Origin of the sequence: Acetobacter oeni (assembly GCF_011516825.1) — a bacterium.
In the GTDB taxonomy this organism is placed as follows: Bacteria; Pseudomonadota; Alphaproteobacteria; order Acetobacterales; family Acetobacteraceae; genus Acetobacter; species Acetobacter oeni.
Window position 1 is genome coordinate 1 of sequence record NZ_WOTA01000006.1, and the last position, 23,867, is coordinate 23,867.

The following is a 23,867-nucleotide window of genomic DNA, read 5'->3' on the forward strand; positions in this document are numbered from 1 at the left end:
ACTGCGCTCGGGTGATTTCAGTCCAGGCCATCTTGATCTCATCAGGTTATCGCAAACCCATGAATCATAACCCGCTGAAATCACTCAACTCATTTTCGGTCAGACACTGAGGGGTACAGGCCTCTTCAATTCTGAGTATGGCATCTTCTGATCAGAGATCTGTGCGTCAGGTGCGACGATCCGGATACCGGACTTTACAGTTTTTATTTTGATGTGGAGTCTGGCTGTGTCATCCGTTTCTGATGATCAGTCGGGTATGTTTGTTTAAGACAGTGCAAATCTTACTTCAGGCAAGCGGGTCATTTTTACGTCTGACACATCCCGGTAACTATTGTATCGAAATGTTCGGGGAGCGGCTGATTGCAGCCGTCATGTCTTCAAAAGAAACCGCTGTAATCCACGAAACCCGGCGTCTTACTTCGTGAAAAACGAAATGAAGTCAGCACTTTTTCGTCAGATTGAATCAGCTTCGAGGCATCGCGGCGCGCTACGGTAAGTTGACACCGGTTTTTCTCCTGGATCGTCCGGTTCAGAATTTCAGTCATCGGAAGCAACCGATGACACGTTCTGCGAAAACGGACTGTCGACCCGGGCCTCCGGATTGTCAAAAGCAATCTGGAATTCGGGGTGTTTCATTTCCATGGGGTTCAGGGGGATCCCACATTGTGGGCGGGCTCTGGCCTTCTCGCTTGCAACTGCGGGAGAATGAAATGCTTCAGGGCGCCGGAAGACCAATAGCATCATCGTTGTCACATATATCAGGATTATGATCCGACACGTCGCCAGATGTCTTACGTCTTTTGTTTCGGGGTATCGTGTCCGGTATAAGTATAAACGGACAGCGCGCCGGATATGCCTGTCGGTCCCTGTGCCATATCGATGTGGTCATGTCTGTCGGGATGAGGCAGCGCGCCGAGCCCGGGCTTTTTCACCGCGCGATGACTTTTAGGCCATACAGGACTCGCTCCCGAGCCCATCAGCTTTCTTCTGAAATATCTTTTTCCTGCAGTTGTTCCCCAGAGTGCGTTTGATATTTTTTTTCGGCGAATTCTGCCGATTTTATCAGGGTTCTTACTAATCACATACCGCAATGTTATGGCCCCCTTCTTTTTTGGGAAATCGCTTCAGAACGATTTTTATCCGGGCGAATTTCTGATTCGGGTGCAGAGTAAAATGTTACTGATGGTTCTGAAACCATGCGAACTGACTTAAAAATAAGAAAATGATTCGTCCATGTAATTTACACCCGTTAAGAGATTTATCTCACTGGATGAGAAAAAGGTGATCATATTCGATCTCTTTTGTATTTATCAGTTTCTTTTCGATGCCAGAGAAACGACATTGATAAAAAAAGAGACTTTCCGACTTCTCTCTGTGGCCTCTTATAAGATATTGCAACATCACGAACTATCACAAATTCTTGATGTGTGGCGGCAGGCTGCGGAGTGTCGTCAGTTAAGCAGGCCTGTATCTTTTCTGACTGTTTATAGTGAATGTTTCCCTGTTTTCGGGAATCCAGGCGGATGCGGCATAACGGTTTACGCGATGAGAGGTATGATCGGGTAAAAGATCTTTCTTTATCCGGCTTCGGAGACGGAAGAACAGTCCCCGGCGTCTGTACCGATGGTATGAAAGTGGTGTCATCGGAAGGATTTTTCGCCTCTGATTGCTGATCGTGACACCGCATATATGATGATCGACAGTACGATCGTCCGGGTGCATCAGCATGGCGAGGGCACCCTGAAAAACCGGATAATCTAAAAGCGGCGCAAGAGTGAGTCTTTCATGATGGGATTGGGGATCTGGCAGTGTCCGGATGATTTGATTTTTAGGGTAATATTGCGACGTGTATAATTACACATCCTTTATTGCGTGCAAATCAATAGTTATTTTTTATTGAGTGGCTGTTGAAGATCAGGCGTTGTTCTCAGTGTCATGTAGCGTGAGGCGAGAACTGCGGCCCAGGCGCTGATGCCGTAGCTCCAGAGGAGCCAGGCGGCGGCGAGACGGTTGCTGGAATCGCTGGGGGTGTAGAGGGGCGTGAACCAGCGGAGGGCGATGGCGTCGCAGGTCATGGCTTCGGCGAGGACGATGAGGCATCCGGCGAGGAACTGGTCTGAGGTGAGGTTTGCGAGGCGTCGGGTGAGCCAGAGGCAGAGCAGGGCCGGCGGGATGCTGGTGAGGAAGGCGATGGTGCCGGCTGTGTCGGCGAGGCGCTCGGGGAAATAGTGAATAAACGCGGTGGCGCCGGCCCAGAAGAGGAAGCCGAGCAGGACGCAGATCAGAATCTGGCTGAAGCGGAGCATGACAGGTTTTCCGGCGGAGTGTTACGGGTATAGGTTGGTGTAGTGAGTGCTACATATGCATGGATGTAGCGAGTGCTACAACTAAAAATAACGGGGTATGCGGGTGGCGGTAATGGATGAGGTCGCGGAGCGGGCGAGGCGACGTCGGGAGCTGACGGAACGGCTGGTGGATCTGGTGTTGCGCGAGGGGCTGGGAACGATGGGGCTTCGCGGGCTGGCGAAGGCGCTCGGGACCAGTGACCGGATGCTGATTTATTATTATAGCAACAAGGAGAATCTTGTTTCCGAAGTGCTCGGGTGCCTGATCGGTCGGTTGCTGGTGATGTTCAGTGCGGCGGGGGACGGCGAGCGGGTGGAGCCGGGCGTGTTTCTGACGCGGGCGCTGGCTGCGGGGGAGGCGCCGGAGGTGCGGCCTTTTATGTGTGTGCTGTCGGATGTTCTGTCGCGGGGCGGGCGTGGGGAGCGGCCTTACGACGGGATTGCATCCGAACTGGTCGGGTCCTGGACAGGGTTTATCCGGAGCCGGATTACGGAGACGGACGCGGCGCCGGTGGTGGCGATTGCGCTGCTGGCGATTGTCGAGGGCATGACGGTGCTGGAGCTGGCGCGACCGGGGGTGACGGCGGGGGTGGGAGAAATGCTGGCCGGGGTGCTGATGCGGCGGTCGGGGCGGAAATTGTGATTATTTGTGAGGGTGGCGGGTAAAGCCAGGGTTCTGCCCTGGAACCCGGCAAAGGTCGTGGACCTTTGCGAACCGGTTTTTGTATGGGGATCCGGGCTGGCGGGTTTGGGCGGAGGCTGCGATGACGGGCTGTTATTTTGCCTCGGGGGTTACCTGTGTGCCTCTGAGTGAGGTGATGAGATCCTGGGCGCCGATGGCGAACTGGAGATCGGGGTTTTTCTGGCAGAAATCGTTGACGTGGGAGAGAAAGGCGCTGTTGCTCAAGTGGGTTCCGGCCTGATCGGGACGGTCTTCGACGAAGGCGCGCATATTATATTCGGAGAGCATGCCCTGGATGATGGTGACGTAATCCGCCATGGCGGTTGTGGCCTGGGCGGGTGTTTCGGCCCGGGCTTCCGCGAACTGGCGGCTGAAGGTTTCGCAGGGGGTTCCGGCGGTGCCGAAGAGGATGGGCGGGGTCGGGGTTGTGGCGCCTGCAGGGTGTGTGGCGGAGAGCAGGGTGCAGAGGACGGCGGTTGCGACGAGATGGTGCGGTTTGAGCACGGGGCGGTTCCTTGCGCCGGATGGTCTTTAATCCCGGTTATGTTACCTCATAATAAATCAAATTTTTCTTAAAAGGTTTTTCAGATTCTCTGCTCATGTAACTGAAGGTTTCAGTCTGCGGACATCTGTTCGACGATGACGGGGGGCTGGCTGAGACCATTGGGGCGTCGTCCTTCGTTCCAGCCGGTGGGGAGGAAGTGGGCGAGGGGCCAGAGGCCGTAATGCGGGTCGGCGACGACATCCGGATTGTGGGCGGCGTAGTAGGCGGCGTCGTAGGTTTCGAAGATGTGGCGCTGTTCGCGATGTTCCGCTCTGTGGACGAGGAAGTTATGGGGCGGACGGAGGGGGAGCTGCACGCCGCCGGTGCCGAGCATGGGGCGCCAGTCGATGCCGAGGCTTTCCAGATACGGGAGGATGCCGGGGATATAGACGTCGGGCTGGTCGCGGTACTGGCTGAGGAAAGTCTCTTCGCTGGTACGGAAGTATGAGTAGAGGTGGTAGCCTTCCTCGGTGGGTTCCATGGTGGCGAGGTCGGCCTCTCCGGTGAGGTGGCGGAGTTTGTTGCGGGCGACGGTCTTTATATCTTCGTAGTTCGGTCGGTTGTGCAGGTGCAGGCAGGCGAGGAGGGACTGGCCGCAGCGGTCCGGGTAGATGGTTCCGGGGAAGTGGTAGCCCTGATCGAGAGAAGTGATGGTGTCGGCGGCGAAGATGGCGCGCTGGATGATCTGGGGGCGGAAGTAGCCGGGGCGGTGCGGGATGTTGAGCAGCATACGGTTGTTGACGAAGGTTGATTTCTGACCGGCCATACGGGCGAGGGCGGCGTGGACGGAGGCGCGGTCCCAGGCGATACGTTCGGTGACGGTGATGAGCAGTTCGTCACAGTCCAGTGGCAGGGCGAAGGCGTAGCCGCCCCTGCGGTCCCATTCGCGGATGATGTCGGCGACGATTTCGCCTTTGCGTCCATAATCTTCTTTTGTCGGGTAATCGTGGATGACGGTGACGCCGCGGGCTTCGTAGCGCTTTAGGGTATCGAGGACGGCGGGGTTATCGGAGCCGTTATCGAGGACGGTGAGGGCGTCGAAGCCGAACAGGGCGGCGTGGTGGAGCAGCCAGGGTTCGAGGAGGACGGCCTCGTTTTTCTGCATGGTGATGCAGCGGGTGGGAAGAGTTTGCTTCGTCATCGTGGGGGGTGTTTTTGCAGATGGGGCCGGTTTTGGGAAATGCGGGCGGGAAGGGGGTGGTTTTCCGCTAAAATGGATTGCAAAGATCCGCGAGCTTTGACGGGTCCGGGCTGGTTGCCGTTACGGGCTTTGAACTCATCGGATCATTTCATAAAAGATATGAACGGACTGGTTTTGGGGTGAGATGGGGGGTGTTTTCATGGCTTACGATATTCCTGTGATTGATATGTCGTCGTTGCGTGACGGGGGTTTGGGGGATCGTGTGGCGACGGCTGCGGCGATCGGGCGGGCGTGTCGGGAGACGGGGTTTTTCTACATCACGGGGCATGGGGTGGCGCCCGCGGTGATGCGGGGGATGTTTGAGGCGTCCCGGCGTTTTTTTGAGTTACCGGATGAGGTGAAGGCGCGGATTTCGCGGGGGCGGATCGGGCATAATCGGGGGTATGTAGGGTTTGGGGTTGAGCGGCTGGACACGCTGGCGCTGCCGGACCGGAAGGAGGCGTTTAACATCGGTCTGGAGTCGGAGGCGGAGGGGGAGCCGGCGAACGGGTGGCCGGATCTGCCGGGCTGGCGGGAGGAGATGCTGTCTTATTTCTCGGTGTGTCTGGATCTGGGAGCGGCGCTGCATCGGGGGTTTGCGCTGGATCTCGGGGTGGCTGAGGATTTCTTTGCCGGGAAATTCAGGCGTCCGATGGCGACGTTACGGTTGCTGCATTACAGCGCGCTGATGGCGGCGGAGCGGGATGGCGCGCCGGGGGCGGGGGCGCACACGGATTATGGTAATGTGACGATTCTGGCGGTGGACGGGGTTTCGGGGCTTCAGGTGCGGCCTCGGGGCGGGGAGTGGATCGATGCGCCGGTGATCGGGGGGGCGTTTGTCTGCAACATCGGGGACTGTCTGATGCGCTGGAGCAATGACGTTTATGTCTCGACGCCGCATCGGGTGATCCGGCCTGCGTCGGAGCGGTATTCGATTGCGTTTTTTCTTGATCCTGACGCGGATGCGCTGGTGGAGCCGATTGTCACGCGGGCCGGGGAAGGGGCGCATTATCCGCCTGTCACGGGGGCGGATTATCTGGCCGAACGGCTGGCGGCGACGTACGGGCATGGCGGCTGAGGGCGGATTTTAGCGTATCCTGGACGGAAAAAGAGCCGGACCTTCCGGTCCGGCTCCTGTCCGGGTTTATGTTTTGCTGTGGCTGTGCTGGCCACCTTTTTTGCCGGCTTCGGAGGCCCGCTCGGGGTTATCAGCGAAATTGCCTGACTTGTGTTCGCTGTCTTTATGGCTGGCGGCGGTGGTTTTCTCCGGTGTGTGGGTGCTGTGTCCGGCTGAGTGTTCGCCGCCTTTTTTACCGGCTTCCGAGGCTTTTTTCGGATCATTGGCGAAATTGCCGGGGTTATGGGCGGCGCCACCGCCTCCGTGGCTGTCGGCGGCCATGACGGGGGAGGCGGAGCGTTCGTGACTGTAAAAACTGTAAATCATGATGCTTATCCTCTTTGTGTTCAGCGCATATCTCCAAAATCCCTGCTTTTTTCGGATCATTTTCAAATGTTGTCAGGATTTTTCAGCGGTATGCGTTGTGCAGGACTCAACGGCGGGTGTGATTACGGGTTTGCGGTAAAATGGAATTAATTTAAATTTATCTTTGATCCTGTCAGGGGATTTTTGATTTGTGATGAAAAAACTTCCAGGTGGGTATTTTTTGTGAGCAGGTTGCGGTCTGGTGGATGATCGGGGGCGGAACTTGTCTGCCTGTCTTCGTGCTGATAATGAGACTCTCTCGCAATTAAGGTCTGGCAGGCTGTTTTCATGTTTTCCGTTTTGCGTCGTTCCGCGCGGGCCCGGGTGGATCGGGCGCCGCTGCCTGAGCATATTGAGGCGATCCGGCTTGGCGCGCTGAAGGGTGATCCGCTGGCGCAGGTGCAGTGGGGCCAGGCGCTGCTGGACAGCGATTATATGGAGAGCGATCCGGCGGCGGCGGCGGGGTGGTTTTCCATTGCGGCGAAGGCGGGGTTCGGACCGGCGGAGAACATGCTGGGGCGATGTCATCATTTCGGGCGCGGGTATCCGAAGGATCTGGCGCGGGCGGCGGTGCATTATGGCCGGGCGGCGGCGCTTGGGGATGAGTGGGGCCGGTATAATCTGGGGATTCTGACGTTGCGGGGGCTGGGGATGCCGGCGGACCGGGCTCGGGCTTTTGCTTTGTTCAGCGTGGCGGCGGCGAATGGTCATGCGAAATCGATGAACATTCTGGCGCGTTTTCTGGAAGAGGGCTGGGAGACGGAGCGGGACCCGGCGGCGGCGTTGCGGTGGTACCGGCGCTCGGCTGAGGGCGGGGATTATCGCGGGCAGCATAATTATGCGACGGCATTGCTGGAGGCCGGGTTTGCTGAAGAGGCGCTTGGGTGGTGGCGGCGGGCTGTTGAAGATGCGACTTCGGACATATTGCTGGCGATGGAGCGGTCGCTGGGGCGGCTGGGGGCTGCCGGTGATGTGGTTTTGCTTGGACAGGTCAGGCGGCGGCTGGGGAAAATGGGGATTACTGCGCCGTATGGCTGATCTCCGTGATGAGGATTACCGGGTTGCGGGTTGTGCGATCGGTGGCTCCGGAATGTAGCGTTGTTTTCGGACGGGCAGATTTATATTAAATCTTTTTCGGATCAGAAAGCGCGCTGCTTTCAGAGGCACAATGGCTGTGAGCAGGGACCAGCCGATAATGAGTATCCGGAATGTGAAGCTCTCGAAATGATTGCGAAACAGGAGAGTGACTGCATCCTTCAGGGCTTTCCCCAGGCTGTCTTCTGGCAGCGGGTGCAGGGCGGGTGTCAGCCGCATGGATGCGACCCGTAATTGCAGAAGATGGCTGCCGCGATAGAGCGCGTTGATGTCCGGTGGGGTCTGTTTCTGCATGATGCAGGCTTTTTGTACGGCCTCAAAGCGCTTCAGGGCACGACTGACTTCCCGGCTGCAGGCGCTGTCTTCCGCCGTCATGTTGCTGTTATTGTTGCCATGCATACGATAGAGCACGAAAACCTCTGGCAGGGTAATAATGTCTCCGAAATAAGGTGCCATTGCGATGCAGGTTGAATCTGTAAAAGAGTCGCAGTCTTTATCGAGCGGGAATATCTGGTTGAGGAATTTGCGTGACCAGGCATTCGCGGAACCGGGAGGGCCGGGGTATTCGATGCTGTCCAGGCTCCATGACCGGATATGTGCGGGGTCGAGTGTGCCGTTTATTTTTGGAATGACATTTCCGGATGGCGTTCCGTCGCGATCGGCGCGCTGCATCAATACCTGAACCTTGCTGACCTTTTCGGTCCATACCGAGACGACTGAACTCAGGAAACCGGGAAGGAGAAGATCATCGGCATCGAGAAAAACGATGATGTCTCCGGAAGACAGCGCAAACCCTGAATTATTTGCTTCTCTTTGCCCTCTGTTTTTGGTGAAGACAGATTTGATTCTATCCCCGAACAGGTTTATTTTTGCACGGGACTGATCGGTCGATCCATCGTCGATGACGATTATTTCTTTGAAGGGCCAGTCCTGCGCTAAAGCGCTCCGGATAGCATCAGAGATAAACTCGGCATAATTGTAATTTGCTATTATTACTGAAACCATAATATGTGACATGGTTTTTTCAGTTCTGTTTTATGTGTAAAAGAAATCGTGCTGGCATCTGTACTGAGCAGTGGCGTTTTAAGAGTATATTTTCAGGCGCGGTCATAACGCGGGTCTGTAGTGTCTGTATGTTCGCTTCAGGCTGGGAATGGTTTGCCGGATAATGTTTTTTATACCGAGATCCGTTCCGTCGAGTCTCATACGGTAGTTGCGTATGATATTCTCCATGACATCAGTGGGATACTGATTCTGAAAAAATCCGGTGGATTCAGTATTTTCCAGGATTTCCATGAGGTAGCTCCCCTGAGGAGGAAGGGTATCTTTCCAGTATCCTGTTTTTACCAGGATGTTATTGAAGAGATGGAGGGTCGCTGCTGTCGAAACTCTGTCACGGCACCAGTCTGCGTATTCCGGAAGAAGGATTTTATAAATATCTCCATGTGCAATGGGATAGAATTTCGAAACGTCTGAAACTGTTACCTGGTTTCTGAATTTTCTGACCATTTTTCCCAGCAGGAGAGGACCTGTTTCCCCCCAGCGCAGATTTTTATCCATCAGGCGTGTGGTTTCCGAGATCAGATAGTGCAGTATATTTTTTGATGAAATATACAGTATGGCGCCGTTATAACCCTTGCCGTGTTCTTTTGCGATAATATCGCCTGAACTCTGGTCGGGAATTTTTCCCGTGACCATCATATCGAGGTCTATCCAGGTCATATTATTTTCGAGCATCATTCTGTAACGGAAAAAATCGGAAAAATGACCGTAATGCGGGTTGTTATTCAGAATAAAACGGGATGTCATGTGCTGTGGTGTGATCGTGCGGGCATCTTCGATCAGAACACCGTCCGGTGCATTTTCTATCGGGTCATAAGAAAAAAGCGTCAATGAAACGCCTTGTCTGATAAAAGAGTACGCGCAGGCGCATTCAATGGCGCTCAGTCTTCCGCCGTGCCAGAACGTACCAAAATGTCTGTTCTGAAGAGGGGATGCGGACACGCTGTGCTCCTTCTGATTCCAGGAAACACTAGCAGATGCCGGTTGAATATTCATTTATTTTCTGAGCAGTTATAAACATTTCGACGTGAAACCTCACAGTCAGATGCCGATGTGGCCAGCTGGCGGTCTGACTGTCAGAAACCGCCCAGCTGTAATTTTACCCGTTCGATGCTTCGATTGAACGCGGCATGGATCAGGTCTGATCTGGTGACTGACTGAGGAAACCTTTTCAGTTCACGCCTGAGGTGGCTGTCCGGGGAAATAAAGTCTTTCACTAAATGTGTATTGGTAAGAAGGCTTTTCACGTATCGATTCTGATCCAGGACCGGGTGGATAAATCTGAGATGACCGTCAGGCGTTGTGTCGAGATCGTTTTCGAGTGTCGGTGGAAACCACTCATAGTGTGACACGTCGCCAAAGCTGGAAAGTGGTATGCAGGTAAATCCGCCACGTTCCAGTTCCGTGGGAATGAATGTTTCACTTAACGGCCAGAAAGAGATGTCGCCTGCCGATGACATGTTCTGTCTTCTCCTGAAGAGAAACTCCAGAGCGCGCCGTGTATGAACGGTGATGCAGTTAAGAGATCCCCGGCATATTTCTTTCGGATAAACGTTTTTATGAAATCTTGTCCACATCCATGCATCCATGTCTGATCTCAGATGGAGGACGTTTTCGGCTCCGGAACTGATGACCTCGTCCATGAACCATCCTGCGCCTCCGTGAATATACACGTCGTATTCAACAAACATGTAATAATCATAATCGGGAATTTCACGGAGGACATGGTAGTGCGTATAATCTGGATTCCACCAGAGAAGGCTGCCTTTCTCATAACGATCGGCCAGTCCGAGCGCGAGGATTTCGGACTGATTTGTCCGCAGCACATTCCTGACTGACGCGGGGGCTCTGGCGCCGTTTGTTTCATCGACAGAGAGGTAGACATCCAGACCGTCCGCGCCATCGCAAAGTCGCGAATACTGTCTTTCGACGAACGCATCCCAGCTATAGGTTTTCATAATGACGGCGCAGCGTGGTTCTGCACTCGTTGACGTGTGGGCTGCGTGTGGGCTCATTTCTGGTTTGCCTTCATTCCGGGATGATGAAGTGAGTTTGCCGGGTATGACGCGGGGTGGCGTGATTGTCCTGTTCCCTGGGGAATATAAGATCGGGCATGAATGTTTTCATTTTATAACGAGATGTGCAGGGCATCCGGTCGCTCGGATTTTCTGCTGTCGGGACTGATCAGAGCGGATATATCAGCAACGGATTCCGCTTTTTCGGCAGCGGTAAAGCTGTCAGAACCTTTCATGGAGGGATCTCTGTATTTCGGTGCATTCTGGATGGCGTTTACGATGAGGCTGCCGACATCTTTTTGCCACAGCCATAATCCGTTGGCCTGTCCTCTGAAGCTTGCCTCGCCGCCCAGTGGTCCGCGTGGAACGAAGCCGGCGGCGAGGCCCATGCCGAATAGTCCGGGCAATGCGACCCCGTCGCTCCGGAGCACCCGGCACTGGCTGTCCACCAGCGGTTCCTGCGGGCCTGTCCCGGCTTTCAGGGGGATTTCAGCGCCGGACAGGTCATAAACAGGGAGGGCACGGGGACGATAACCGAGTGCTGATATGACGATATCGGCGGAAGCGAAGCATTCGCGGGTTGCTGTTTCTGTCTCTGTGGCCAGGTGATGGAGGCGGAGACGTGGTTCCGGAGGGCGGTTGCCGAGTCCGCGTGCCTGCATGACCAGTTCTCTTGATTCGAGGCGGAAACCTGCAAAACGAAAGACTTTTCCACTGATGTTGCAGATATCGTCCGGTCCGAATTCGGTATAGTTTTCTGCCAGGGCGCTGGCGGCATCGGGGTAGTACACCCGGAGTTCGCGCCGGTGCAGCAGAGTTACGCCGTCTGGCGAAAACCGGATTTCGGGCATGCGGTTCAGGAGTGCGTGACAGACGGCGACCGCGCTTGTGGAGCCGCCGATGACGGCCACGCGGGGACTGGTGAGTCCTTTGAGGCGCTGTGTCAGGGATCTGAGGCCGTCGTGTGAAAGGACGTCATCTGACTGAAGGAGGCGGTCGCCGCAAAGGGCTGTCAGCGAGGCGTTGCCGACTGTTTCCGCAGCCAGGCGGGTGAGGGGCTGGCCGGCGCCGGTCGAAAGCACGACATTTTTTGCATAGACAATGCGTTCCTGTCCGCTGGAATCGCGTAATGTCACGCTCCATCCGTTCAGGGTGCGTCTGGCGGATATCGCGGTATGCCCGAGAAAGACATTGCAGCCTTTATGTGTGGCGACGATATCTTTCAGGCGGGCTCCGACGAGGTTCAGAAATTCCGCGGCGTCTTTGAGGGCGACGGCGCCGTCTCCGGCTTCCGCCAGTGTTCGGGTCAGGGGATGATTATACAGCTCCGTCAGCCCGCCGGGGGAGGATGAACGGAGGCAATCGACAAATGTCAGGCCGCTGCTGTCTGAATTGATGGCGTACTGGCCGAGGGTGCCTGCGCCTATCGCGGAGCCTTTCTCGACGATGGCGACGCCTTCTTTCAACAGGTCATCGAGCTGGCCTGTGTGATGGGCGGCGAGGAGTGTCGCCATTCCGCCGGGTCCGCCGCCGACGATGAGGAGCTGGAACGGGTGCGTTCGGTCGGAAGTCGAAGGCATTTCGAAATCTCTTTTCTGAAAAAAATGTTACGCGACATCTGTCGGACTGTTGCCCTGAAAGATGGCGATTCCGGCTAGTTAAAGGCTCTCTGCATGTTGCGCTTCAGTTCGGAGGCAACATAGGCGACGTCATCGGTCGTCATCGTATGTTTGACCGGGAGGGAAATGATGGATGAGGACAGGGCTTCCGTGACCGGCAGATGGCTGGCGGACCCGAAGGAAGAAAAATACTCCTGTTCGGCAAGGTGCGGGGAGAAGTAGGACGCTGTTCCGATCCGGCTTTCTTTCATGAGATCAAGCAGTCTTGCCCGTCTGGTTTTGTCCGCGTTTGGGATGCGGGCTGGCATGAACTGATAGGCCGCCCGCCGTCCGCCTGGTTTCTGAAACTGAAGTTCGGGAAGGAGTTTCTGATAGTTCGCCGCGATATTTTCTTTTTTTATGGCGATCTTGTTGAGTGTTTTCAGGCCTTCGAGTCCGAGGAGCGCGCTGACTTCGGGGAGTTTTGAATTGAGGCCGTGAATGGTTGCGTGTCGGGGTTTTTCGAAGCCGAAATTTCCCATGGCCCGCATCTGGGTGATGGTTGTGGCGTCTGAAGAGTAAATGAACCCGCCTTCACCGACGCCCATTGTTTTTGTCGCGTGAAGAGAAAAGACGACGGGAAAGGGAAATCCGCTTCCGAAAGCCTTGCCTGCGAAATTCAGGGAGCCAAGAGAGGAAGCGGCGTCCACGACGACGGGTATACCGTATTGATCGGAGAGGGAAGAGTAGTGTTCCAGGTCGATGCTGTTTCCGAAGGTGGCATAGGGAAATATTGCGGCTGTTTTTGAAGAATATGTTCTGAGAAGTTCTTTTTCCGCTTCATGCGATGAGGACCAGCTGTCGGGCGCGACATCCACGAACAGTGGTGTAAATCCTGCCCATAATACGGCATGGCCGGCGGCGGCAAATGTGAAGGATGGCATGATGATGTAGGGCTTGTCGGCGGGGTTTGTGTGACGTGTTACATATTTCAGGGCCAGGATGAGTCCGATTGTGGCGTTGCACACGGTCAGGCAGTGGCCGTTGCCGCCGAAGATATGGGTTCGGAGACTGTTTTCGAATTTACTGTTTACGGGGCCATAATTACTATAGATTCCGGAATCTTCTATCTGCTCAAGCTCTGCGGAAAGCCGGCTCAGCTTCGGGATGTTGGTCTCAAGGAAAGAAATTTCAACATCGGGCATCGACCTGCTCCTGCAAAATTTTCTTGCGGTTATTTTTTGATACATGGGCAGCAGTGTTGTGTGTACGGGGCACAAAGCTCTGCCAGAATGCTGCGTCTATTATGATGATCTGTAAGGATTTAGAGATTTTCGTCCAGATAATTATTTCCAGGAGACATTAAATCACGGAATTGTGAAAAAGGAGCATCGGGGTCGCAGAAAGATCCGGAGGCTTTATTATTATAAAAAAATGTTTGTTGTGAAACGGTTGCCTGAATTTTATCAGGTCACTGCCGGTGGGGCGGTGTGTCGGTCTCTCGGGGCAGAACCCGGTGGGTGGACCGGGGTGGCGGAGTACGTTGCCTGCGATGAACCGCTTTCTTTGAAATATGTGAAAAATATTACATGTTTCAAAACGTGTCCTGGTAGAGTCGTGGAGGCTCCGGGCGGGTTTTTGATCGTCAGCAGGACATTGTTTTTTTTTGCGACAGGGTGGCCCTGGAATCCGTATCCCGCCTTGCCGGGGCGGGATACGGACCGGTGCTTCAGATATTCAGTGTGCGTTTGATGGTGCCGCAGTAGCTGTCCATGAAGCGCTTTGAAAGTTCGGCGTCGGGGACGAACATATCGAAGACATGGTAGGCGCCGGGGACGACGGAGACTTCGGTGGGGACGCCGGCGGCCATCAGACGGGTGGCGTAGGCGAGGTCCTCGCACAGGAAGAGATCCATCGAGCCGACGCCGATGAAGGTGGGGGGCAGGCCGGCGAGGTTTTCGGCGCGGGCGGCGGAGGCGTAGGCTGGGGTTTTGTCGCCGCCGGCGGCGTCGCCGAGATAGCACTGCCATGCGTATTTGTTGGCGGAACGGGTCCATACATATTCACCGAAGGCGGACGCCGGATCGTGTTTTGTGGCGGTCCGGTCATCGAGCATCGGATAGATAAGGATCTGGCAGGCGAGTTTGTATTCGCCCTTGTCGCGGGCCATGAGGGACAGGGCGGCGCTGAGTCCGCCGCCCGCGCTTTCACCGGCGACGACGACTTTGTCGCGGTTGATGCCGAGGCGGGCGGCGTTTTCGTTCACCCATTTGAGCACGGCGTAGCAGTCTTCGATCGCGCCGGGATATCTGACTTCCGGAGCGAGGCGGTAATCGACGGAGAAGATGCGCATGCCGAGGCGCGAGGCGAGGATCTGGCATTTCGGATCATCGACTTCCGGGTGACCGGAGACGAGGCCGCCGCCGTGGATATAGACCATGGCCGGAGCGTTGGGTGCGATTTTGCGCGGGCTGTAGGCGAGGACGCGGACATCCGGGGCGTTGTTGAGGCCGGGGACGTATTCTTCCTGCGTTTCGACGTCAGCCTGGGGTTTGCCTTCCATGAGACGGATGGAGATCAGGAAAATTTCACGCACTTCGGGGAGCGAGCGGGCGGAGAGGCCGTCGAAAGACGGCATCTTTGCCAGGACGGGCAGAAATTCCGGATTTACGACATTCTTTGGCATGATGGTCAGATTTCCTTTCCGGACCGGTTCGGGAGAGGCGGGTCCGTTCGGGGGATGATAGTGGCGGGGTATTGCCTGCGCGGCTATGATGTATGTCACCGAACAGATAGAGATGGTGAATGTAATTTATTCACTGGCACAAATACATATGCTATAAATATCATATGTTATGTGAATAAAATTCGTATTTGTAATGAATTATTCCGGGTGTTTTTTGGCTTCCTGTCTGGCTGTCAGATGGTTTTTCAGGTCGTGTGGCGGTTGATGCGGTTTTTTACTGAGTGTTCGGATTGTTCAGTTGATGCGGGTCGGTGGCTAAAAACAATATCTGAGCGTTTTGCGTCCGGGGCAGGATGTCTGCGTGTTTGTGGCGAAGCTTTTTCGGGAGATGTATTCTGATGGGATGCGGGCACGATCGTCTCCCGGGTGGAAGAAGCGGGATGCGTGTCTGTGACTGATGATTTGCCGCATATGGCGGTTTTGTCGCCTTCGCCCGGTTATCGGCTTCTGCTTCGACGGTCGGAACCGGGACTGATGACCAGGGTGGCGGAGACGATCCGGGTGGTGTTGCGGCAGACAGTCAGGCCGGGGCGCGGTTTGGGTTCGGGCTGGCCTGGACGAGGCGGGCGGCGACGGGGATGAGGCTGCTGCTGGACCGTCTTGTTTTCTGTTGTTCTGAGCAGGATGTTTTCGGATTTTGTTGCAACCCGGACGGAGGGAGTCCGGGTTGCGGGGATAATATGATCGTCAGATTGTGCTGAGGACGCCGCCATCGACGCGGACGGCTGCGCCGGTTGTTGCTGAGGCCTGGGGCGAGCAGAGATAGACCACCATGTTTGCGACTTCCTCGACGCGGGCGGCGCGGCGGATGATGGAGGAGGGGCGATGCTCCATGACGAAATCCGCCGCGACCTCTTCAATCGGTTTACCGGATTTTTCCTGAGCCGGTTTCAGCATGTCCTCCAGGCCCTCCGAGAGGGTCGGGCCGGGGAGGACGGAGTTTACGGTGACGCCGGTTCCGGCGAGGCTTTCGGCAAGGCCTCGGGCGATGGCGACCTGGGCGGTTTTGCTGAAGCCATAATGGACCATTTCGACGGGAATGTTGAAGGCGGATTCTGATGAGATGAAAACGATGCGACCATCGTTGTTCTTTTTCATGGCCGGGGCGTAGGCGCGGGAGAGGCGCACGCCGGACATGACGTTGATTTCGAAAAAGCGGCTCCAGTCTTCGTCGGGGATGTCGAAAAATTCTTTGGGTTCGAAGATACCGAGATTATTGACGAGGATATCGCAGGCAGGGTGGGCTTTGACGAGGGCGGCGCAGCCTGCGGCGGTGCCGAGATCGCCGGTGTATCCGATGGCGGGTGTGGGGCCGGTTGCGGAGACGGCTGCGACGGCGCGTTCGACGGCATCCGGGCGACGTCCGTTGACGATGACCTGCGCGCCGGCTGTGGCGAGGCCTTTCGCGATGGCGAGGCCGATGCCACCGGTAGAGCCGGTGACGATGGCGGTGCGTCCTTTGAGGTCGATCAGCATGAGGTTCTCCCGTTGAGGTCGGATTCTGCGGGGGAGACTATACGAAACGGGAGAATGTGGCACGGGTGGCGGGACGGATGCGTCCGCAGGGCGAGGCAGGCCTGAGAAAGTTTCGTAATGGAAATTTTAATTTCATTGTACTGATGCTGGACATACTATGACATGGTTTGGCAATACAATGGACAAAAATATTATGAGTGGACACGGCATGCGCGCGAATCCCGGGCCGCTTGGGCTGATGGGGTTTGGAATGACCACGGTGCTGCTCAATCTGCATAATGCGGGGCTGGTGCCGATGGGTTCGGCCATTCTGGCGATGGGGCTCATTTTTGGGGGCGCGGCGCAGATTTTTGCGGGTCTGCTGGAGTTTGTGAACGGCAATACGTTCGGTCTGACGGCGTTTACGTCTTACGGCGCGTTCTGGATTTCTCTGGTTGTGCTGATTTTTCTGCCGCATCTCGGGCTTGCGCCTGTGTCTTCACCGTCTCTGATGGGAAGTTACCTGCTGATGTGGGGGATTTTCACGGCGATCATGTTTGTCGGCACGCTGAGTGCGTCGCGGGCGTTGCAGTTTGTTTTCGGATCTCTGACGATTTTGTTCGGGTTGCTGGCGGCGGGCGAATTCACGGGGCAGGCGATTGTCACGACCGTAGCAGGGTTTGAGGGGATTATTTGCGGATTTTCCGCGATTTATCTGGCGGCGACCGAAATTCTGGCGGCGCGGGAGCATGGCTGAGAGGAGCGGCTGACGAGGTTTTGTCGCCGATTTTCGGGAGGTGTTTCAGGCTGGTTGCTGTTCCGGTCGGGGGTTTTTCTTTTCGGGTCCGGGCTTTCCGGGGGCGGGCGGAGGATCGCGGTAAGGGGTCAGGCGTGACGAGAGGTAGAGTCTGTTCATTCTTTGCAGTTCGTCGGGGGCGCCCGGGGTGGCGGGCACTTCCCCGAGTGTCATGCCGAGCATGGTTTTCATATTGTTGAGTATGACGGCGGCAATGTTCCGTGCCGTTTCCTGATCGAGCCGGGGGGCGCAGACCCGGAGGGCGCCGGCGATGCCGTCGAGCGCCAGAGCGCGTGACCGGTCCCGGATTTCCGTCCGGTCCGTGCGTGCCGACAGCAGGGTCGGGAGCGACCGGATGCGGGGGTAAAGCGTGACCAGCAGCGTGAGCAGCAGGTCCGCCAGGTCTTCGGGCGTGATATTTTCAGCCCGTTTTTCCAGTGCTCCGCATTCGTCGCCCAGCACCTTGATATGCCGTTGCAGCAGGGTGTCGGCGATGGCGTCCTTGCCGGGAAAGAAGCGGTAGAGGGAGCCGATCCTTGTATCGGCGCGGGCGGCGATGTCGGCCATGGTGGTGGCCTCGTAGCCGCGTTCCGCGATGAGGTCGGAGGCGGCCTTCAGCAGCGCCTCGACGCGCTGACGCCCGCCTTCACGCTGAGGCAGGAGCGCCGTTCGCTTTTCGCTTGACGAATTTGAGTCCATACTCAAATACTATCCTTTCCCGCGTGTTTCATCAAACTTTTAACAATGGGCTTCTGACCGGACAACGGGCCGGAGGGGGGGCCATTATTGCGAGAAAGATTTTTCCATGATTTCTCTTCCGGTTTCCACGACGGCTCTGGTTCTGATCGATCTTCAGAAGGGGATTGTAAGCCGCGCTCTGGCGCCGCATGCCGGTGAGGACATTGTCAGGCGCTCGAAAGAGTTTGCGGCTCGTTTTCGCGCCGTCGGGGCGCCGGTCATTCTGGTCAATGTGGCTTTTGCGCCGGATTTCGCGGATGCGGTGCGGACGCCGGCGGATCGTCCTTTCGCTCCGCCGGAGGGCGGATTTGCTGAGGACTGGACTGAGCTGGCCGAGGGGCTGGAGCAGCCGGGCGATCTGACCGTTACGAAGCGGCAATGGGGAAGTTTCTATGGCACGGAACTGGATTTGCAGCTTCGCCGGCGCGGGATCACGACTGTTGTGCTGGGTGGGATCGCGACGAATATGGGGGTGGAATCCACGGCGCGCGCGGCGCATGAGCATGGTTATGGCGTGGTGATCGCGGAGGATCTGACCTCGACTTTTTCTGAAGAGATGCAGCGTTTTGCGATTGACCGCATTTTCCCGATGCTTGGACGGGTTGCGACGAGCGATACGATTGAGCTTGCGGGCTGAGGGAATACTGTTGCCTGGTGGAAAGATGTTGCTGAATCGCAGGAAGATGATGACGGGACGTTTTCCGGTTGTTGTGGTGGCGGGACTGTGTGTGGCGGGTTTTGTGTCTGGCGCCGCGCGGGCTGACGGTGTTGTGCAGGCGCAGGAGAGCAATGTGGCGAAGGTTTTTCGCGTGGTGCCGGTGCGGCCCGTGGCTGAACTGCTGCAGGAGGCTCGCCAGGCTTCGCCGCCCTTGCAGGCGGCGGGGCTGAGAAAACCGGATCTTGTGGATCTGGCGACGTTGTCACCGGATTTCCGGTTTGATGTACGGTATGCGACGTCGCGGAATTTTCTGGGCGTGCCGGTTTATTCGTCGTCGCATGCGTTTATGGAGCGGCCGGCCGCGGAGGCGCTGGGACGGGTGCTCGGGGCTTTGCGGGCGCAGGGGTACGGGCTGCTGGTATTCGATGCTTACAGGCCCTGGTATATTACGAAGGTGTTCTGGGATGCGACGCCGGCGGACAAGCATCGGTTTGTGGCGAATCCGGACCCGGGTTCGATGCATAACAGGGGCTGCGCGGCTGATCTGACTTTATATGATCTGCGTACGGGGGAGCCGGTTTCCATGCCGAGCGGGTATGACGAGATGACGGCGCGGGCTTATTCGGATTATCCCGGTGGGACGGCCGCTGAGCGGGCGGCGCGGGAGGTGTTGCGTAAGGCCATGATGCGGGAAGGGTTTTTGCCGATTCCGGAAGAGTGGTGGCATTTTGATTATAAGGACTGGGCGCTGTATCCGGTTCAGAATATGCGGTTTGAGGATATCGGTCCGTCTGGCCGCTGAGGGGCGGCGCGCGATTGCCGGTTCACGCTTCCGGCCGGGAAAAGATGGAGCGAAAAAGTTGTTTTCCAGATGACGATTTCTCCGGGTTTCCGGGGAGAATACTGAGCTGCCTGTCATTACATTTTTCCAGTGCCGCCTGCAGATTTTCGACTGCCAGCCGCAAGTGTCGTTCTGATCAGGATCCTCTCTTCTGGTTTTTCGATTGGTCGCGATTTCGAGCAGATTGAGAACACGCTTTCGGCGTACAGAGGTAAATTCGTTTGAGCCAGGAACTGCTGTGCTGAAAGGAATGAGACAACAGATGAGCCGGATGGAGAACATCGCCACGCCGCCGGAAGGGATATTCTGTTTCGTTGCGTCACTCGTAAAAAATCCGGAAAGCAGAGAATATATAAGTGGTGGAGCAAACGCCAGACTTAGAACCGGTCCAGGAAACAGCTTGAGGCGATGCGTGATATCGTTGTTGTGTCGTTCAAAAGTGGTTTTTGCGAGGGTAAAGTCTTTTTTCTCACACGAGGCAAGTTGCTCAAGAAATCGATTGTCCTGCGGAATTTCCATTTTAGTGTCATCAACGGCCCGGGAACCAGTTTGTTTCATTGTATCAATGATTGGCTTTATGATTTTATAGAGACGCCATGCCATGACGGTTGATGCCAGCACGTTACAAATGAAAGCGCCGCAATCTAATTTCCAGGCCAGTTCCGGACGATTCAGAGTGAATACATGATGCGATAATGCCTGAAAGGCATCGCCTGTTAGTCCTGATATTAAAAATAATAATATTTACATTAATATAAATTTAAACTTCAAAAAAGTTTTATAGTATTTTGTTGGGACCAGTTTTATCATTATTTATATTTTGTATGATTTCTATTGCCGGGTTGATGTCTTGTATCGTCTCCGTTGCTGAATGCGGATTGTTTGGAGAAGAAGTGGGCATGGCAATCCTCTGTTTTTCCAGGGAACATTTGCGAAGAAGATCTGCAATGATATTTTCTGGTATTCTCGGCTTTTAATGGAAGATGTGTAAGATGCCAGTGACCGGAACGACACGGGTTTTTGCAACGCTTGGCCATCCTGTGGCGCATGTGCGGACGCCGCAGAAGATGAACGCGCTGTTTGAATCGCGTGAGTATGACGGGGTGATGGTGGCGGTGGATGCAGCGCCGGGGGCAGATCTGGCGGCTGTTTTTGCGGGATTTCGGGCGATGGCGAATTTTGGCGGCACGGTGGTGACGGTGCCGCATAAGACGTCCGTGGTGGCCTTGTGTGATCGGGTTTCGCGTCGGGCGGAGATGGCCGGGGCGGCGAATGTGGTGCGGCGGGAGCGGGACGGGAGTCTGACCGGGGATCTTCTGGACGGCGTCGGGTTTGTGGCCGGGCTGACCGGGGCGGAGGAGACGGTTGCCGGGCGGCGGGTGTTTCTGGCGGGGGCCGGGGGCGCGGCGTCGGCGATTGCGTTTGCGCTGGCGGAGGCCGGGGCGGCGCATCTGACGGTGGCGAACCGGTCGCGCGAGAAAGCCGGTGAGCTGGCGGGGCGGTTGTCGGAGGCGTTTCCGGTGTTGTCGGTGGCGGTCGGGGGTGAGCCTGACGGGCATGATATTGTTGTGAACGGGACATCGCTGGGGCTGCGGGAGGGCGATCCGCTGCCGGTGGATGCGGGGCGGCTTTCGTCGGGGATGCTGGTGGCGGAGGTAGTGATGATGCCGGAGGAGACGGCGCTTTTGCGGGAGGCGGCGAAGGTCGGGTGTCGGGTTCACTCCGGGCGGCACATGCTGGAGGGGCAGCTTGAGGCGATTTTTGCGTTTCTGACCGGGGTGGCGTGATCCGGGGTTCGGGTCTGAAATGCCCGGCTGCGGGTCCGGATGCGGGTATTGAATTATGTTTTATGGAGCAGGGCTGTCAGAAACGCTGAGAAAACCTTCAGTTTTGGCGGGAAGGTTTTCTTGGGTGGGTAGAGAAGGGCGATGGCGGGCGTGCCTTCGGCTGAGGCGCCCCACTGCCAGGAGCTGAACAGGCGGACGAGTTTGCCGGTGGCGAGGTCGGGTGCGATCAGCCATTCGGGGAGGATGGCGGGTCCGAGGCTGTCACGGGCGGCCTGACGGAGTGTTTCCAGGTCATTGGTTTTCAGAAGCGGGATGGGTGTGAGATCGCGGCGGATGCCGGCCGGGGTGCGGCAGGGCCAGCGGTCGGAGCCGGGGCCTGTGTGGCAGAGTGTGGGGAGGGTTTCGAGGTCTTCCGGCGACGCGTCGGCGTATGTGGCGGCGAGGGCGGGGCTGGCGACGAGGGTTGTCGGCGCGTCAGCGAGGCGTTTCATCACGAGGGCGGAATCCGGGAAGAGGCCGGTGCGGATGACGGCGTCGTATCCGGCTTCGATGGGGTCGATGGCGGTGGCGGTGAGGATGGCTTCCAGTCTGATCTGCGGGTGGGCGGCGAGGAAGGCCGGCATGGCGGGCATGATTTTCAGGTGGCCGAGGGTGACGGGCATGGCGACGCGCAGGAGGCCCTGGGGTGTGGCGTTGAAGCGGGAGACGTCCTGGCGGGCCTGTTCGAGTTCGGCGAGGATCAGGCGGCATTTTTCGTAAAACAGGGTTCCGGCTTCCGTCAGGTGGAGGTGACGGGTGGAGCGGTTGAAGAGGGCGGCGCCGAGTTCGGTTTCGAGGGCGGCGATGTGGCGGGAGATGGTGGAGACCTTGACGTCGCAGGCTTCGGCGGCGCGGGAGAAGCTTCCGGCATCGGCGGCGGCGAGGAAGTGGCGGAGGGAGGCGAGGCTGTCCATCGTGCGGAGTTTAGGGGATGCGCGGGGAGGTCGGGGGAACACAGTTTCGTGTTGGCCTCTGGTTGTTGCTCGCCAGGTGGCTTTGTCCGGACCCGGCAGGGGCCATTACGCGGGGTCTGCGCTGCACGACATCCTCTGTATTCCGATTTATTGTTAAATAAACAAACAGGTTTCCAAAGGTCTCTGGTCTTTGGTGGGTTTCGGGGCAAAGCCCTGAGAAAAAAGCCACATTTAACGAGAGCCGCCGTTCCCTTTTTGCAAAAATCTTTTGTCGTCCGGGGGATCGTTACAGGGCGTGGTGACGCGCTTTGCTGATTGCAGCTTATTTCTAACGATCGGAGGGTGTGATGGACGGATCTGTGACGGAGCGGGCGCGTGTGGTGACGGCGCCGGCGGACGGGCTTTTTTTTGAATACAGCAAGGCGGCGAACCCGGTGCGGCCGGGGCTAACGCCGCCGATTCCGTATCACTTTTTTTCGCCGTCGCTTTATGCGGACGGGGCAACGCGGGTTGTGCTGCTGGATCTGAGTGAAGAACTGAAATGTCCGTCTCCGGCGACGGGGCCGGGGCTGTGCGCGAATTTCGTTCGGATCAATGCGGGTGAAGGGGTTTCCCTGAAACCGAATGCGACATCGATTGTGTTTTACGCGCATCGGGGCCGGGGACGGGTGGTGTGTGGCGATGTTCGTTTTGAGTGGGGCGCGGGAGATTTTTTCGCGATTCCGGGGCTGACCGGGGTTGAGCTCGATGCGGAGGAGACGGGGGTGTTGTATGCGGTGCATGATGCGCCGCTGCTGACTTATCTCGGGGTGCGGGTGGACGAGGCGCGGTTTCGTCCGACGCTGTTTCGGGCTGAGGATGCGCAGCGGGAGCTGGAGGCGGCGATTTGCGATCCGGCGGCGGCGAACCGGAGCCGGATCAGTGTGTTGCTGGGAGCGGAAGAGTTTCCGCTGACGCGGACGGTGACGCACACTTTGTGGGCGATGTATGGGGCGATCGGGCCGGATACGCAGCAGAAGCCGCACAGGCATCAGTCGATTGCGCTGGATTTCATCGTGGACTGTGCGCCGGGGTGTTATTCGCTGGTCGGGCGGTCTCTCGATGCGGACGGGGCCATCCATGATCCGGTGCGGGTGGACTGGGAGCCGGGCTGTGCGTTTGTGACGCCGCCGGGGTACTGGCACGCGCATTTTAATGAATCGACGACATATGCGCGGCTGATTCCGATTCAGGATGCCGGGTTGCAGACTTATCTGCGGTCTCTGGATATCCGGTTTACCTGAGAGGGTTCCGGTCCGGGTCGTCAGAGACGGGCATGTCTCTGACGATGGTTTGTGGCTATGAAAGAGAATGTCCGGATGTGTCATCCGGGAGGATTCAGGAATCGCATTCCGCTGATTTTGCGTGCCGGACGGAGGCGTGGTCGCTGCCGGTTACGTAATCCTGAAGTTCCTGAGCTTCCTGTTCGGCGTTTTCGGCGCGCAGTTTTACGATGTCGCCGATGCTGACCAGGCCGGCGAGTTTGCCGTCTTCAAGAACCGGTACGTGGCGGGTTCGGTAATATGTCATCCGGCAGGCGATGTCGTAGATGCTGTCATCGGGTATGGCTGTCGGCATGTTTGTCTGCATGATGTTTTTTGCGAGCAGGGTGGAAAAGTCTTTCTTCTGATTTGCCACGGTGCTGACAATCGTTTTTTCCGAGACGAGGCCGACCAGGTTTCCGGCGGAATCGACGACGGGCGCGCCGCCGATATTGTGTTGCATCAGGGTGCTGGCGATGGAGAGAACCGTATCGTTTTCACCGACTGTGATAACGCTGTGTCCCTTTCGGGCCAGGATATGAAAGACGCGGGACGACATGAGAAAATCCTTTCCGTATTCTGACTGAA

The 23,867-nt window shown here is 56.8% G+C and carries 22 protein-coding genes; 8 read left to right on the forward strand and 14 right to left on the reverse strand.

Going from position 1 to position 23,867, the window contains the following annotated elements:
* Positions 1-1,886: 1,886 nt before the first annotated feature.
* Positions 1,887-2,306, reverse strand: a complete 420-nt coding sequence (locus GOB90_RS05500; RefSeq protein WP_173571944.1) for a DUF5367 family protein — start codon at positions 2,304-2,306, stop codon at positions 1,887-1,889.
* Between the two features lie 97 nt (positions 2,307-2,403).
* On the opposite strand from GOB90_RS05500, the gene GOB90_RS05505 reads away from it, so the two are divergent.
* The gene (locus GOB90_RS05505) at positions 2,404-2,988 is read left to right on the forward strand and encodes a TetR/AcrR family transcriptional regulator (RefSeq protein ID WP_146885792.1); all 585 of its coding nucleotides are present in this window, start codon (positions 2,404-2,406) and stop codon (positions 2,986-2,988) included.
* A 132-nt stretch (positions 2,989-3,120) separates the two neighbouring features.
* On the opposite strand, the gene GOB90_RS05510 is transcribed toward GOB90_RS05505, so the two are convergent.
* Together GOB90_RS05510 and GOB90_RS05515 are read right to left on the reverse strand one after the other, a co-directional pair.
* A complete protein-coding gene (locus GOB90_RS05510) occupies positions 3,121-3,531 on the reverse strand; it encodes a hypothetical protein (RefSeq protein WP_146885789.1) in 411 nt (136 codons plus the stop codon).
* Between the two features lie 110 nt (positions 3,532-3,641).
* Complete coding sequence (locus GOB90_RS05515) at positions 3,642-4,712, reverse strand: glycosyltransferase family 2 protein (RefSeq protein WP_146885787.1); 1,071 nt, start codon at positions 4,710-4,712, stop codon at positions 3,642-3,644.
* A 199-nt stretch (positions 4,713-4,911) separates the two neighbouring features.
* Between GOB90_RS05515 and GOB90_RS19465 the strand changes: the two genes are divergently transcribed.
* The gene (locus GOB90_RS19465; protein ID WP_146885785.1) at positions 4,912-5,829 is read left to right on the forward strand and encodes an isopenicillin N synthase family dioxygenase; all 918 of its coding nucleotides are present in this window, start codon (positions 4,912-4,914) and stop codon (positions 5,827-5,829) included.
* 66 nt (positions 5,830-5,895) lie between these two features.
* Here the strand turns inward: GOB90_RS19465 and GOB90_RS05525 are convergent, their stop codons facing one another.
* Positions 5,896-6,195: a con-10 family general stress protein gene (locus GOB90_RS05525; RefSeq protein ID WP_146885783.1), complete on the reverse strand. Its 300-nt coding sequence runs from the start codon at positions 6,193-6,195 to the stop codon at positions 5,896-5,898.
* Between the two features lie 327 nt (positions 6,196-6,522).
* Between GOB90_RS05525 and GOB90_RS05530 the strand changes: the two genes are divergently transcribed.
* Complete coding sequence (locus GOB90_RS05530; protein WP_146885780.1) at positions 6,523-7,272, forward strand: tetratricopeptide repeat protein; 750 nt, start codon at positions 6,523-6,525, stop codon at positions 7,270-7,272.
* Positions 7,273-7,287: 15 nt separating this feature from the next.
* On the opposite strand, the gene GOB90_RS05535 is transcribed toward GOB90_RS05530, so the two are convergent.
* From GOB90_RS05535 to GOB90_RS05565, 7 genes are all read right to left on the reverse strand, one after another.
* Positions 7,288-8,334, reverse strand: a complete 1,047-nt coding sequence (locus tag GOB90_RS05535; protein ID WP_242011822.1) for a glycosyltransferase family 2 protein — start codon at positions 8,332-8,334, stop codon at positions 7,288-7,290.
* Between the two features lie 102 nt (positions 8,335-8,436).
* On the reverse strand, positions 8,437-9,222 hold the full coding sequence (locus GOB90_RS05540; RefSeq protein WP_146885776.1) for a hypothetical protein: 786 nt from the start codon (positions 9,220-9,222) through the stop codon (positions 8,437-8,439).
* 245 nt (positions 9,223-9,467) lie between these two features.
* The gene (locus GOB90_RS05545) at positions 9,468-10,406 is read right to left on the reverse strand and encodes a hypothetical protein (protein ID WP_242011823.1); all 939 of its coding nucleotides are present in this window, start codon (positions 10,404-10,406) and stop codon (positions 9,468-9,470) included.
* Positions 10,407-10,519: 113 nt separating this feature from the next.
* Complete coding sequence (locus tag GOB90_RS05550) at positions 10,520-11,986, reverse strand: FAD-dependent oxidoreductase (protein ID WP_146885774.1); 1,467 nt, start codon at positions 11,984-11,986, stop codon at positions 10,520-10,522.
* A gap of 74 nt (positions 11,987-12,060) precedes the next feature.
* On the reverse strand, positions 12,061-13,209 hold the full coding sequence (locus GOB90_RS05555) for a DegT/DnrJ/EryC1/StrS family aminotransferase (RefSeq protein ID WP_146885772.1): 1,149 nt from the start codon (positions 13,207-13,209) through the stop codon (positions 12,061-12,063).
* A gap of 524 nt (positions 13,210-13,733) precedes the next feature.
* Complete coding sequence (locus GOB90_RS05560; protein WP_146885770.1) at positions 13,734-14,690, reverse strand: alpha/beta hydrolase; 957 nt, start codon at positions 14,688-14,690, stop codon at positions 13,734-13,736.
* 747 nt (positions 14,691-15,437) lie between these two features.
* Positions 15,438-16,226 carry an SDR family NAD(P)-dependent oxidoreductase gene (locus GOB90_RS05565; protein ID WP_146885767.1) on the reverse strand — a complete coding sequence of 263 codons (789 nt, stop codon included), beginning with the start codon at positions 16,224-16,226 and terminating at the stop codon, positions 15,438-15,440.
* Positions 16,227-16,419: 193 nt separating this feature from the next.
* Here GOB90_RS05565 and GOB90_RS05570 point away from each other — a divergent pair, with 193 nt between their 5' ends.
* Complete coding sequence (locus tag GOB90_RS05570; RefSeq protein WP_242011824.1) at positions 16,420-16,962, forward strand: acetate uptake transporter; 543 nt, start codon at positions 16,420-16,422, stop codon at positions 16,960-16,962.
* A 45-nt stretch (positions 16,963-17,007) separates the two neighbouring features.
* Here GOB90_RS05570 and GOB90_RS05575 read toward each other — a convergent pair whose 3' ends face one another.
* On the reverse strand, positions 17,008-17,700 hold the full coding sequence (locus GOB90_RS05575; protein ID WP_146885764.1) for a TetR/AcrR family transcriptional regulator: 693 nt from the start codon (positions 17,698-17,700) through the stop codon (positions 17,008-17,010).
* Positions 17,701-17,806: 106 nt separating this feature from the next.
* On the opposite strand from GOB90_RS05575, the gene GOB90_RS05580 reads away from it, so the two are divergent.
* The 3 genes from GOB90_RS05580 to GOB90_RS05590 all read left to right on the forward strand — a co-directional run bounded on the left by GOB90_RS05580 (position 17,807) and on the right by GOB90_RS05590 (position 21,025).
* Positions 17,807-18,376: a hydrolase gene (locus GOB90_RS05580; protein WP_146885762.1), complete on the forward strand. Its 570-nt coding sequence runs from the start codon at positions 17,807-17,809 to the stop codon at positions 18,374-18,376.
* Positions 18,377-18,425: 49 nt separating this feature from the next.
* Positions 18,426-19,199: a M15 family metallopeptidase gene (locus tag GOB90_RS05585; protein ID WP_146885804.1), complete on the forward strand. Its 774-nt coding sequence runs from the start codon at positions 18,426-18,428 to the stop codon at positions 19,197-19,199.
* 1,031 nt (positions 19,200-20,230) lie between these two features.
* Positions 20,231-21,025, forward strand: a complete 795-nt coding sequence (locus GOB90_RS05590; RefSeq protein ID WP_146885760.1) for a shikimate dehydrogenase family protein — start codon at positions 20,231-20,233, stop codon at positions 21,023-21,025.
* A 53-nt stretch (positions 21,026-21,078) separates the two neighbouring features.
* Here GOB90_RS05590 and GOB90_RS05595 read toward each other — a convergent pair whose 3' ends face one another.
* Positions 21,079-22,020, reverse strand: coding sequence for a LysR family transcriptional regulator (locus GOB90_RS05595; protein WP_173571946.1), 942 nt, complete (start codon positions 22,018-22,020; stop codon positions 21,079-21,081).
* A gap of 305 nt (positions 22,021-22,325) precedes the next feature.
* On the opposite strand from GOB90_RS05595, the gene GOB90_RS05600 reads away from it, so the two are divergent.
* Positions 22,326-23,261 (forward strand): cupin domain-containing protein, encoded by a 936-nt coding sequence (locus GOB90_RS05600; RefSeq protein WP_146885756.1) that lies wholly within the window; start codon positions 22,326-22,328, stop codon positions 23,259-23,261.
* Between the two features lie 94 nt (positions 23,262-23,355).
* On the opposite strand, the gene GOB90_RS05605 is transcribed toward GOB90_RS05600, so the two are convergent.
* Positions 23,356-23,838 carry a CBS domain-containing protein gene (locus GOB90_RS05605; RefSeq protein ID WP_146885754.1) on the reverse strand — a complete coding sequence of 161 codons (483 nt, stop codon included), beginning with the start codon at positions 23,836-23,838 and terminating at the stop codon, positions 23,356-23,358.
* Positions 23,839-23,867: the final 29 nt, after the last annotated feature.

Bases quoted from the DNA above. Each gene is read 5' to 3' on its own strand.
- GOB90_RS05550 (WP_146885774.1), bottom strand. From the start codon at position 11,986: ATGCCTTCGACTTCCGACCGAACGCACCCGTTCCAGCTCCTCATCGTC.
- GOB90_RS05545 (WP_242011823.1), bottom strand. From the start codon at position 10,406: ATGAGCCCACACGCAGCCCACACGTCAACGAGTGCAGAACCACGCTGC.
- GOB90_RS05505 (WP_146885792.1), top strand. From the start codon at position 2,404: ATGCGGGTGGCGGTAATGGATGAGGTCGCGGAGCGGGCGAGGCGACGT.
- GOB90_RS05575 (WP_146885764.1), bottom strand. From the start codon at position 17,700: ATGGACTCAAATTCGTCAAGCGAAAAGCGAACGGCGCTCCTGCCTCAG.
- GOB90_RS05515 (WP_146885787.1), bottom strand. From the start codon at position 4,712: ATGACGAAGCAAACTCTTCCCACCCGCTGCATCACCATGCAGAAAAAC.
- GOB90_RS05605 (WP_146885754.1), bottom strand. From the start codon at position 23,838: ATGTCGTCCCGCGTCTTTCATATCCTGGCCCGAAAGGGACACAGCGTT.
- GOB90_RS05590 (WP_146885760.1), top strand. From the start codon at position 20,231: ATGCCAGTGACCGGAACGACACGGGTTTTTGCAACGCTTGGCCATCCT.
- GOB90_RS05565 (WP_146885767.1), bottom strand. From the start codon at position 16,226: ATGCTGATCGACCTCAAAGGACGCACCGCCATCGTCACCGGCTCTACC.
- GOB90_RS05535 (WP_242011822.1), bottom strand. From the start codon at position 8,334: ATGGTTTCAGTAATAATAGCAAATTACAATTATGCCGAGTTTATCTCT.
- GOB90_RS05555 (WP_146885772.1), bottom strand. From the start codon at position 13,209: ATGCCCGATGTTGAAATTTCTTTCCTTGAGACCAACATCCCGAAGCTG.
- GOB90_RS19465 (WP_146885785.1), top strand. From the start codon at position 4,912: ATGGCTTACGATATTCCTGTGATTGATATGTCGTCGTTGCGTGACGGG.
- GOB90_RS05600 (WP_146885756.1), top strand. From the start codon at position 22,326: ATGGACGGATCTGTGACGGAGCGGGCGCGTGTGGTGACGGCGCCGGCG.
- GOB90_RS05530 (WP_146885780.1), top strand. From the start codon at position 6,523: ATGTTTTCCGTTTTGCGTCGTTCCGCGCGGGCCCGGGTGGATCGGGCG.
- GOB90_RS05560 (WP_146885770.1), bottom strand. From the start codon at position 14,690: ATGCCAAAGAATGTCGTAAATCCGGAATTTCTGCCCGTCCTGGCAAAG.
- GOB90_RS05580 (WP_146885762.1), top strand. From the start codon at position 17,807: ATGATTTCTCTTCCGGTTTCCACGACGGCTCTGGTTCTGATCGATCTT.
- GOB90_RS05500 (WP_173571944.1), bottom strand. From the start codon at position 2,306: ATGCTCCGCTTCAGCCAGATTCTGATCTGCGTCCTGCTCGGCTTCCTC.
- GOB90_RS05525 (WP_146885783.1), bottom strand. From the start codon at position 6,195: ATGATTTACAGTTTTTACAGTCACGAACGCTCCGCCTCCCCCGTCATG.
- GOB90_RS05570 (WP_242011824.1), top strand. From the start codon at position 16,420: ATGAGTGGACACGGCATGCGCGCGAATCCCGGGCCGCTTGGGCTGATG.
- GOB90_RS05585 (WP_146885804.1), top strand. From the start codon at position 18,426: ATGACGGGACGTTTTCCGGTTGTTGTGGTGGCGGGACTGTGTGTGGCG.